The organism is Xanthomonas sp. LMG 12460 (assembly GCF_009192895.1).
Classification (GTDB): domain Bacteria; phylum Pseudomonadota; class Gammaproteobacteria; order Xanthomonadales; family Xanthomonadaceae; genus Xanthomonas_A; species Xanthomonas_A sontii.
Genome location: NZ_NKUH01000032.1, coordinates 38,336 through 49,061, shown reverse-complemented (window position 1 = coordinate 49,061; position 10,726 = coordinate 38,336). Strand labels below are relative to the sequence as shown.

Below are 10,726 nucleotides of genomic sequence, written 5' to 3'. Positions count from 1 at the left end.
TGCCTTCAACAAAGAAGCGGCCTTGCGGCCGCTTCTTTGTTTTTGCTTCTAGCCTTTGCGGGTCCCGGGTCCCGGGTCCCGGGTCCCGGCTTTACCGGTCAGGTTGATGCCGCGCCAGGCCGGCTTCCTGCATCTGCGTGAACTCCTTCGACGGCTCGTCCAGCTTGTCGCCGAGCATGCGCCGCACCATCACGAAGAACAGCGGGATGAACAGCACGCCCAGCACGGTGGCGAACAGCATGCCGCCGATCACGCCGGTACCGATGGCGTGGCGGGCGTTGGCGCCGGCGCCGGTGGAGATCGCCATCGGCAGCACGCCGAGGATGAAGGCGAACGAGGTCATCAGGATCGGGCGGAAACGCAGGTGCGCCGCCTCGGCCGCGGCCTCGCGCAGGGTCTTGCCCATCGCCCGCTGCTCCACCGCGAACTCGACGATCAGGATCGCGTTCTTGGCGGCCAGGCCGATCACCGTGATCAGGCCGATCTTGAAGTAGATGTCGTTCGGCAGGCCACGCAGCAGCGAGAACGCCACCGCGCCGAGCACGCCGATCGGCACCACCAGCAGCACCGACACCGGGATCGACCAGCTTTCGTACAGCGCCGCCAGGCACAGGAACACCACCACGATCGACAGCACCAGCAGCAGCGTGGCGGTGTTGCCGGCGATGATTTCCTGGTACGACATGCCGCTCCAGTCGAAGCCGAAGCCCGGCGGCAGGTCGTTGTTGACGATGTCCTCCATCGCGCTCATCGCCTGGCCGGAACTGCCGCCCGGCGCCGGGTTGCCGACGATGTTGATCGCCGAGTAGCCGTTGTAGCGGCTCAGCGACGGCGAGCTGTAGATCCAGTCCGAGCTCACCACCGTGCTCAGCGGGATCATCTGCGGCAGGCCGCTGCTATCGGAGGCGGAGCTGCTGGGCACGTAGAAGTTGCGCAGCGACTCCGGACCGGTGCGGAACGGCGCGTCGGCCTGCATGTTGACGCGCTTGATGCGGCCTTCGTAGAAGAAGTCGTTGACGTACACCGGCGCCAGCATCAGCTGGATCGACTGGTAGATGTCGTTGACCGACAGGCCCATCGACTGCGCCTGCACGCGGTCCACCTTCAACTGCAGCTGCGGCGAGTTCTCCAGGCCGTTCGGACGCACGCCGGCCAGGGTGTCCTGGCGCTGCGCGGCCTTGCCGAGCACGATGTTGCGTGCCTGCAGCAGGGCTTCCTCGCCCTGGCCGCTGCGGTCCTGCAGCCACATGTCGAAGCCGCCGAACTGGCCCAGGCCGTTCACCGTGGGCAGGTTGACCACGAAGATCTGCGCGTCCTTGATGCCGTAGAACATCCCGTTCAACTGCTGGATCAGGTCGCCGGCGGCGATGTCGCGCTCGTCCCAGGGCTTGAGCCGGATGAAGCCCATGCCCACGTTCTCGCCGCGGCCAAGGAAGCTGAAGCCGGCCACCTGCAGCATGCCTTCGACTGCCTTCTGCTGCTGCAGCACGCCGCGCATCTGCGCGAACACCTCGTTGGTGCGGGTCTTGGTCGCACCCGGCGGCAGCTGCACGATCGCCAGCGCGAAGCCCTGGTCCTCTTCCGGCAGGAAGCTGCCCGGCATGCGCGTGAACAGGAAGCCGCACAGCACCACCAGCAGGGCGAACACCGCCATCCAGCGCGGCGCGCGGCGGATGGTGTTGCCCACCGCGCCGACGTAGCGGTGCGCCAGCTTGTCGTAGTACTTGTTGAAGGTGCGGTAGACCCAGTTCGGGTTGTCGTTGTGGGTGGGCTTGAGGAACGCCGCACACAGCGCCGGGGTGAAGCTCAGCGCCAGGAAGGCGGAGAACGCCATCGACATGGCGATGGTGATCGCGAACTGCTTGTAGATCGCGCCGGCCGCGCCGGGCTGCATCGCCGACGGAATGAACACCGCCGCCAGCACCACGGTGATGGCCACCACCGCGCCGGTGATCTGGGTCATCGCCTTGTGCGTGGCTGCCTTCGGCGCCAGGTGCTCCTCGGACATGATGCGTTCGACGTTCTCGATCACCACGATCGCGTCGTCGACCACGATGCCGATCGCCAGCACCATCGCGAACAGGGTCAGCTGGTTGATGGTGAAGCCGATCGCCCACATGCCCAGGAAGGTGCCCAGCAGCGCCACCGGGATGACCAGGGTGGGGATGATGGTGGCGCGGAAGTTCTGCAGGAACACCAGCATCACCAGGAACACCAGCACGATCGCCTCGGCCAGGGTCTTGACCACTTCCTCGATCGAGATCTTGACGAAGGTGGTGCTCTCGTACGGCGTGAACCAGGTGACGCCCTGCGGGAAGCTGGGCTGCAGCTCGTCCATCTTGGCCTTGACCGCCTCGGACACGCTCAGCGCATTGGCGCCCGGCAGCAGCTGGATGGCGAAGGCGCCGGTCGGCTTGCCGTTGTACTGGGTATCGAAGCCGAAGTTGGTCGGGCCGAACGCGACCCGGGCCACGTCCTTCAGCCGCACCACAGTGCCGTTGCCGTCGGCGCGCAGGATGATGTTCTCGAACTGCTCGGGCGAGGTGAAGCGGCCCTCGGCGCTGACCGTGGCGGTGAACGACTGGCCCTGCGGCGCCGGATCCGAACCGAGCGAGCCGGCGGCGAACTGCACGTTCTGCGCGCGGATCGCGTTGTACACGTCGGTGGCGGACATGTGGTAACCCTGCAGCTTCTCCGGGTTCAACCAGATGTCCATGGCGTACTCGGCACCGAACTGCTGGGTGCTGCCGACGCCGGGCACGCGCGAGATCTGTTCCAGCACCCGCGACCCGACGATGTCGTTGAGCGCGTCGCGGTCGATCGATGGGTTGTCCGAACGCAGCGCGATCACGCTGAGGAAGCCGGCGTTGGCCTTGGCCACCACCACGCCCTGCGCGGTCACTTCCGAGGGCAGGCGCGGGGTTGCCAGCGACACCTTGTTCTGCACCTGCACCTGGGCGATGTCCGGGTCGGTGCCGGTCTCGAAGGTCAGGGTGATGGTGGCGCTGCCGCTGGAGGACGACGACGAGCTGAAGTACAGCAGGTGGTCGATGCCGGTCAGCTGCTGTTCGATGACCTGGGTGACCGAGCGTTCGGTGGTGCTGGCGCTGGCGCCGGGATAGGTGGCGTTGACGGTGACCTGGGGTGGGGCGATCGAGGGATACGACTCGACCCCGAGATTGAGGATGGCGATCACGCCGCTGAGCGAGATCAGGATCGCCACCACCCAGGCGAAGACCGGGTGTTCGATGAAGAACTTAGGCATGGGGGGAGTCCGTTACTGCTTCGGCTGGTCGGAAGGCGAGGCGGCGTTCGGCGCATCGCCGTGCGCTGCGCCCTGCGCCGGGGCGGCGCCCTTGGCCGGCGCCGCGGCGCCTTGGGCGCCCTGGCCGGGAGCCGCGCCGGCAGCGGGGCCCTGGCCCTGCGCGGCGGCATTCGGATCCCACGGCTTGGCCACGGCCGGTGCGCCTTCCTTGACCTTGGGCAGGCCGCTGACCACGACCTGGTCGCCGTTCTGCAGGCCGCCGCTGACGATCCACTTGTCGCCCTGCTGGCCGACCGTGGTCAGGTCCTTGCGCACCACCTTGCTGTCTTTGCCGACGACCAAGGCATAGGCGCCCTTGGCGTCGCGCAGCACGGCCGCCTGCGGGATCAGGTACACGTCCTTGCGCTGGCCCAGGTTGGCCGAGAAGCTGACGAAGGCGCCGGGCAGCAGCACCCGGTCCGGATTGGGCAGCAGCGCGCGCAGCGTCACCGAGCCGGTGCTCGGGTCGACCGCCGCGCCGGAGAAGTCCAGGGTGCCGGCATGCGCATAGGTGCTGCCGTCGCCGAGCTTGATCTGCACGGTGGACTTGTCCTCGGCGTTGAGGGCGACGTTGCCTTCGGTCTGCGCCTGGCGCAGCTGCGCCAGTTCGTCGGAACTCATCGAGAAGTTGACGTACAGCGGGTCCAGCTGGTCGATCGTGGTCAGCAGCGTGCTGTCGCCCTGGCCGACCAGCGCGCCCTCGGTGACCTGCTGCTTGCCGGCGCGGCCGGCGATCGGCGCAGTGACGGTGGCGTAGCCGAGGTTGATGCGCGCGGTTTCCACCGCCGCACGGGCCTGCTGCACCGACGCGGCGGAGCTGCGTTCGGTGGCCTCGGCGTTGTCTAGGTCGGACTTGGACACGTAGGCCTGCGGCGCCAGGCTGCGCGCGCGGGCGGCGGCGGCCTTGGCGTTGGCGTAGGTGGCTTCGGCCGCGGCCAGCTGGCCCTGCGCCGAGGCCAGGGTCGCACGCAGCGGCGCCGGGTCGATCTGGAACAGCGGCTGGCCTTCCTTGACGTCGGTGCCTTCGGTGTACAGGCGCTTTTCCAGCACGCCGGGCACGCGGGCGCGCACATCGGCGCTGCGGAACGCGGACAGGCGGCCGACCAGTTCGCGCTCAAGCGGCACGGTCTGCGGCTGCGCCTGCAGTACGCCCACTTCCGGCGGCGGCATGGCCTGCTGTTGCTCCTGTTTCTTGCAGGACGCCAACACCACCACGACGGCGCAGGCCAGGGCGAGAGAACGCAACGGGGAGGTCATCGGGTGGTACTCCGGTCTGGTTTTGTAGAAGGAAGGAAAGGGGCGGCGGCGAACGCGCGCAAGAAGCCGTCCACGGCGAACTCGGCCCAGGCGCGCTGCGCGGCGGCGTCGCCGCGATGCGCGCTGTGGAAGCGCTGACGCTCGAAATCCATGCCGACGATCATGCTCAACAGCAGCTCGGCCATGAAGTGCGGATCGTCATGCCGGAGCTGGTCGCGCGCCATGGCGCCGCGCAAGCGCTCGCTCAGGCGCTGCATCAGCGCGCCGGCGCTGTCGCGGAACATGGCGCGCGCTTCTTCGGGGAAGTGCCGCGACTCGGCGGCGATCAGCTGGCAACTCTGCAGCACACGCGGTTCCGACAGCTGTTCCAGGTACTCGCAGGCGAAACGCAGCAGGCTGCCGCGCAGGTCGTCCTGCACCGGCTCCAGGTGCGCGGTGGCCAAGTCCAGGTGATCCTGCATCGCGCGCCGCAGCAGACCCTGCTTGCTGCGGTAGCGGCTGTACAGGGTCTGCTTGGAGCAGCCGGCACGTGCCGCCACTGCATCCATGCTCAGGCCCATGCCTTCCTCGGCCAGCAATTCGCGCACGGCAGCGTACACGCGCTGGTCGCGCGCCTGGCGCTGTGCGGCGGAGGCGAGGGGAGTGCTCATCGATTGTGGACTATACCGTCCAGTTTAGAATTAGAACAGCCTTGACACAGGGGTGTTCTTGCTGACAACAGCGTGGCTGGCAAAGCATGGTGACCGCCGCGTGATGATGGTGTTGCGGTCGCTTTGCGCGATCTGGCGCGTCGCCGCGGCCGCTCCATTGGTTTGCGATGCAGCAAGGTAGTTGAACGGAGCACCGGTACAATTCCGGCTTTCCCATCGAGCATCGTTGCTGCTCTCCGTCATGAAACCCAAACACGCCGCTTCCCGTTCCAAATCTTCGGCCGCCACCCGCACCTCCGCGACCCCGTCCGCCACCAAGCCGGCCAAGGCGCCTGCCAAGACCAAGGCGGCCGCCAAGCCTGCGGCCAAGGCCGCCGCCCCGCGCAAGGCCGCGACGCCGCCCAGGCTGGCCGCGACCGTGCCGGCGACCGCCAAGGTGATCGACGCGGCGCCGGCCGCCAGCGCCTTCAGCCTGGCCTCGGTGTTCGCGGCGCTGCGCAAGCGCTATCCGGCCGCGCGCCAGGAGGAGGCGCAGACCTTCGCCGAAGAGTTCTACAAGCGCATGGAGGAGGACGAGTTCCCCCACCACAGCGCGCAGGAGTGGGCGGCGCTGGCCGCGTCGATGCTGGAGTTCGCACGCAAGCGCAAGCCGGGCACGGTCAACGTGCGGGTGTTCAACCCGAACCTGAAGGACGACGGCTGGGAGTCCTTGCACACGGTGCTGCAGATCGTCAACGACGACATGCCGTTCCTGGTCGACTCGGTGAGCATGGCGCTGGCCGAGCTGGGCATCGGTGTGCACGTGCTCGGCCACCCGGTGCTGCGCATGCAGCGCGACAAGGGCGGCACGCTGGAGAACGTGGGCGAGGGCAAGGCGGAATCGCTGATGGCGCTGGAGATCGACCGCCAGCCGCCGGAAGACATGGCGCAGGTGGAAGCGGCGATCCGGCGCATCCTCGGCGATGTGCGCAACATCGTGCGCGACTGGGGCGGCATGCGCGAGAAGATGCTGGCGCTGGCCGACGACCTGACCACGCGGCGCCTGCCGGTGGACGACAAGGGCCGGCGCGAGGCGCAGGAATTCCTGCGCTGGGCCGCGGCCGACCATTTCACCTTCTTCGGCTACCGCGAGTACCGGGTGGAGAAGCAGGGCGGCGAAGACGTGCTGGCGCCGCTGGAAGACAGCGGCCTGGGCCTGCTGCGCGGGCAGGACAAGTCGCCGGCGCGGCCGGTGCGCACGCTGGCCGCACACGGTCTCAGCGAGTCCGGCACCAAGGAAGCGCTGATCCTGACCAAGACCAATGCGCGCTCGCGGGTGCACCGCAGCGGCTACATGGACTACATCGGCGTGCTGGAATTCGACGCCAAGGGCCGCATCGTCGCCGAACAGCGCTTCCTCGGCCTGTTCACCTCCAGCGCCTACAACCGCCGCCCGTGGGAGATCCCGCTGGTGCGCGAGCGCTTCGACTACGTGATGCGCAAGTCCGAGCTGACCCCGAGCAGCCACAGCGGCAAGGCGCTGCGCCATATCCTGGAGACGCTGCCGCGCGAGGAGTTGTTCCAGTCCAACGAGGAAGAGCTGTACCGCACCGCGATGGGCATTCTGGGCCTGCAGGAGCGGGTGCGCAGCCGCCTGTTCCTGCGCCGCGACAAGTACGGCCGCTTCATTTCCGCGCTGGTGTACATCCCGCGCGAGCGTTTCAACACCGACGTGCGCCTGCGCATTGAGGCCTTGCTGAAGGACGCGCTGCACGGCGAGTACATCGATTCCAACGTGGTGCTGGGCGAATCGCCGCTGGCGCAGCTGCACATGATCGTGCGGCCCAAGCCGGGCGAGGCGCTGGAGTTCGACACCACCGAACTGGAATCGCGCCTGGCGCACCTGCTGCGCAACTGGCACGACGACCTGCGCGAGGCGCTGGTGGCCAGCTGCGGCGAGCGCGATGGCCTGCGCCTGGCCGCCGGCTACGGCCGCGCGCTGCCGGCCGGCTACATCGAGGAGTCGACCGCGCAGATTGCCGCGCGCGACGTCGAGCGCCTGGCCGCGCTGCGCGGTCCGGAAGACCTGCACCTGAGTCTGCAGGCGCTGCGCCGCGACGGCGCCGACAGCCTGCGCCTGAAGCTGTACCGCCAGCACGACGACCTGCCGCTGTCGGACGTGCTGCCGATGATGGAGAACCTGGGCCTGCGGGTGATCTCCGAGCGTCCGTACCGGCTGGTGGTCGATGGCACGCCGCTGTCGATCCAGGACTTCGAGGTCGAGCCGCTGGCCGGCAGCATCGATGTGGCCGCGGCCGACGCGCCGCTGTGCGAGGCGTTCGTGCGGATCTGGCGCGGCGACGCCGAGAACGACGGCTTCAACCGCCTGATCGTCGGTGCCAGCCTGAGCTGGCGCCAGGTCGCGGTGCTGCGCGGCTACTGCAAATACCTGCTGCAGACCGGCGTGCCGTTCTCGCAGGCTTACGTGGAAGAGACCTGCAACCGCTATCCGCTGCTGGCGCGGCTGCTGGTGGAGCTGTTCGAGGCGCGCTTCGATCCGGCCACCGGCAACGAGAGCAAGGCACAGATCGCCGAGGGACAGGCCGCGCTGACGGCGCAACTGCACCCGCTGGCCAAGGACGATGCCGCGGCGCTGAAGGCGCTGCAGCCGGTGATCGATGCGCGCAGCGGCAGCCGCGACGCGCAGCTGGAGGCGGTCTCGGCCGCGCTGCTGAAGCTGTTCGACCAGGTGGCGAGCCTCGACGAGGACCGCATCCTGCGCAGCTTCAAGGGCGTGATCGAGGCGACCCTGCGCACCAGCCACTACCAGCGCACCGCCGATGGCGGGCTGGGTCACTGCATCAGCTTCAAGCTGGATTCGGCCAAGGTGCCGGACCTGCCCAAGCCGCGTCCGTACCGCGAGATCTTCGTGTACGGCCCGCGCGTGGAAGGCGTGCACCTGCGCTTCGGCGCGGTGGCGCGTGGCGGCCTGCGCTGGTCCGACCGGCGCGAGGACTTCCGCACCGAGGTGCTGGGCCTGGTCAAGGCGCAGATGGTCAAGAACACGGTGATCGTGCCGGTCGGCGCCAAGGGCGGCTTCTTCTGCAAGCGCCCGCCGGTCGGCGGCGACCGCGACGCGGTGCTGGCCGAAGGCATCGCCTGCTACAAGCTGTTCATCCAGGGCCTGCTGGACATCACCGACAACATCGTCGGCGGCAAGATCGTGCCGCCGCCGCAGGTGGTGCGCCACGACCAGGACGATCCGTACCTGGTGGTCGCCGCCGACAAGGGCACGGCCACCTTCTCCGACATCGCCAACGGCCTGGCGCTGGATCACGGCTTCTGGCTGGGCGACGCGTTCGCCTCCGGCGGCTCGGTCGGCTACGACCACAAGGGCATGGGCATCACCGCGCGCGGCGCCTGGGAGTCGGTCAAGCGCCACTTCCGCGCGCTGGGCCGCGACTGCCAGAGCGAGGACTTCACCTGCGTGGGCATCGGCGACATGTCCGGCGACGTGTTCGGCAACGGCATGCTGCTGTCGCGCCACATCCGCCTGCTGGCCGCGTTCGACCACCGCCACATCTTCCTCGACCCGAACCCGGACGCGGCGGCGTCCTTCGCCGAGCGCGAGCGCCTGTTCAAGCTGCCGCGCTCCAGCTGGGCCGACTACGACGCCAAGCTGATCAGCGCCGGCGGCGGCATCTACCCGCGCACGCTCAAGTCGATCGAGATCAGCGCGCCGGTGCGCGAGGCGCTGGGCCTGGAGCCGGGCGTCAAGCAACTCTCGCCGAACGACCTGATGAACGCGATCCTCAAGGCGCCGGTGGACCTGTTCTGGAACGGCGGCATCGGCACCTACGTCAAGGCCGCCAGCGAGACCCACGGCGACGTCGGCGACCGCGCCAACAACGGCCTGCGCGTCAACGGCGGCGAGCTGCGCTGCAAGGTGGTGGGCGAGGGCGGCAACCTCGGCCTGACCCAGCTCGGCCGTATCGAGGCCGCGCAGGTCGGGGTGCTGCTCAACACCGACTTCATCGACAACTCGGCCGGCGTGGATACGTCCGACCACGAGGTCAACATCAAGATCCTGCTCAACGACGTGGTGCAGGCCAAGAAGCTGACCCTGGACGCGCGCAACAAGCTGCTGGCGTCGATGACCGACGAAGTGGCCGAGCTGGTGCTGTGGGACAACATCCGCCAGAACCAGGCGCTGAGCCTGATGGAGCGGATGAGCGTCACCCGCCTGGGCTCCAAGCAGCACTTCATCCGCACCCTGGAGGCGCAGGGCCTGCTCGACCGGCAGATCGAATACCTGCCCTCGGACGCGGAAATCTCTGCGCGCAAGGCGCGTGGCCAGGGCCTGACCCGGCCGGAACTGGCGGTGCTGCTGTCCTACTCCAAGCTGGTGGCGTTCCAGCAGCTGCTGGAGTCGGACATCCCCGAGGACCCGTACCTGTCCAGGGAGCTGCAGCGCTACTTCCCGCAGCCGCTGCAGAAGAAGTACGCCGATGCGATGGAGCGGCACCGCCTCAAGCGCGAGATCATCGCCACCGCGGTGACCAACACCACCATCAACCGGATGGGCGCCACCTTCCTGATGCGCATGCAGGAAGACACCGGCCGCAGCATCGCCGAGGTCGCCAAGGCCTACACCATCAGCCGCGAGACGCTGGATGCACGCGCGCTGTGGACGCAGATCGACGCGCTGGACGGCAAGGTGCCCGAGTCGGTGCAGATCGACGCGCTGGAGGTGATCTGGACGCTGCAGCGCGCCTTCGTGCGCTGGCTGCTGTTCCGTCCGGGCCCGATGCCGGGCATCACCGCCGCGGTGGAGCGCTACTACGAGCCGTTCAACGATATCCGCGTCGCCTCCGGCGTGCTGCCCGATTCGCAGCGTCCGCGCTACGAGGCCCTGGTGCAGGAGTGGCAGGACAAGGGCCTGCCGCCGGCGCTCGCCCAGCAGCTGTCGGAACTGCGCTTCCTGGAGCCGGCGTTCGACATCATCGAGATGGCGCGCAACCGCAAGCTCAAGCCGGTGGAGGTGTCGAAGGTGCACTTCCGCCTTGGCGAGGCGCTGCAGTTGCCGTGGCTGTTCGAGCAGATCGACGCGCTGGAGGTCAACGGCCGCTGGCATGCGGTGGCCCGCGGCGTGCTGCGCGACGAACTGGCCAAGCACCACGGCGTGCTGGCCGGCCAGGCGCTGAGCCTGCCGGGCGGCACCGCCGAGGCCAAGGTGCAGCACTGGCTGCAGCGCGACGACAGCAGCCTGCGCTTCACCCTGAGCATGCTGCAGGAGCTGGCTGCGCAGAAGACGCTGGACTACCCGACGGTGTCGGTGGCGGTGCAGCGACTCGGCCAGCTTGCGGCGCACGGCGTCTGAACGATCGCGCCGATGGCCAGGCCCGCGCGCGCGGGTCTGGCCCACTGCGGTACCGCGTCGCCCGATGGCGACGCATGGCGCGTGGCAGGCGATTGCTGTCACGCGTCGGTGGCGGGGATCCGCGCTCGCCCCACGTTCTTCGTTGGAGCCAGGCCG

General features: G+C 68.6%; 4 protein-coding genes. 1 reads left to right on the top strand and 3 read right to left on the bottom strand.

From position 1 onward, the window contains the following. Positions 1-91 precede the first annotated feature (91 nt). From CEK66_RS07700 to CEK66_RS07690, 3 genes are read right to left on the bottom strand one after another with little or no spacing between them, the layout of a single operon-like run. On the bottom strand, positions 92-3,265 hold the full coding sequence (locus CEK66_RS07700; protein ID WP_152236464.1) for a multidrug efflux RND transporter permease subunit: 3,174 nt from the start codon (positions 3,263-3,265) through the stop codon (positions 92-94). A 12-nt stretch (positions 3,266-3,277) separates the two neighbouring features. Beyond that, positions 3,278-4,561, bottom strand: a complete 1,284-nt coding sequence (locus CEK66_RS07695; protein ID WP_152236463.1) for an efflux RND transporter periplasmic adaptor subunit — start codon at positions 4,559-4,561, stop codon at positions 3,278-3,280. Then, positions 4,558-5,211 (bottom strand): TetR/AcrR family transcriptional regulator, encoded by a 654-nt coding sequence (locus tag CEK66_RS07690; protein ID WP_152236462.1) that lies wholly within the window; start codon positions 5,209-5,211, stop codon positions 4,558-4,560. Before CEK66_RS07690 ends, CEK66_RS07695 begins: the two co-directional genes overlap by 4 nt. A 241-nt stretch (positions 5,212-5,452) precedes the next feature. On the opposite strand from CEK66_RS07690, the gene CEK66_RS07685 reads away from it, so the two are divergent. Beyond that, on the top strand, positions 5,453-10,570 hold the full coding sequence (locus tag CEK66_RS07685; RefSeq protein ID WP_226978529.1) for an NAD-glutamate dehydrogenase domain-containing protein: 5,118 nt from the start codon (positions 5,453-5,455) through the stop codon (positions 10,568-10,570). Positions 10,571-10,726 lie beyond the last annotated feature (156 nt).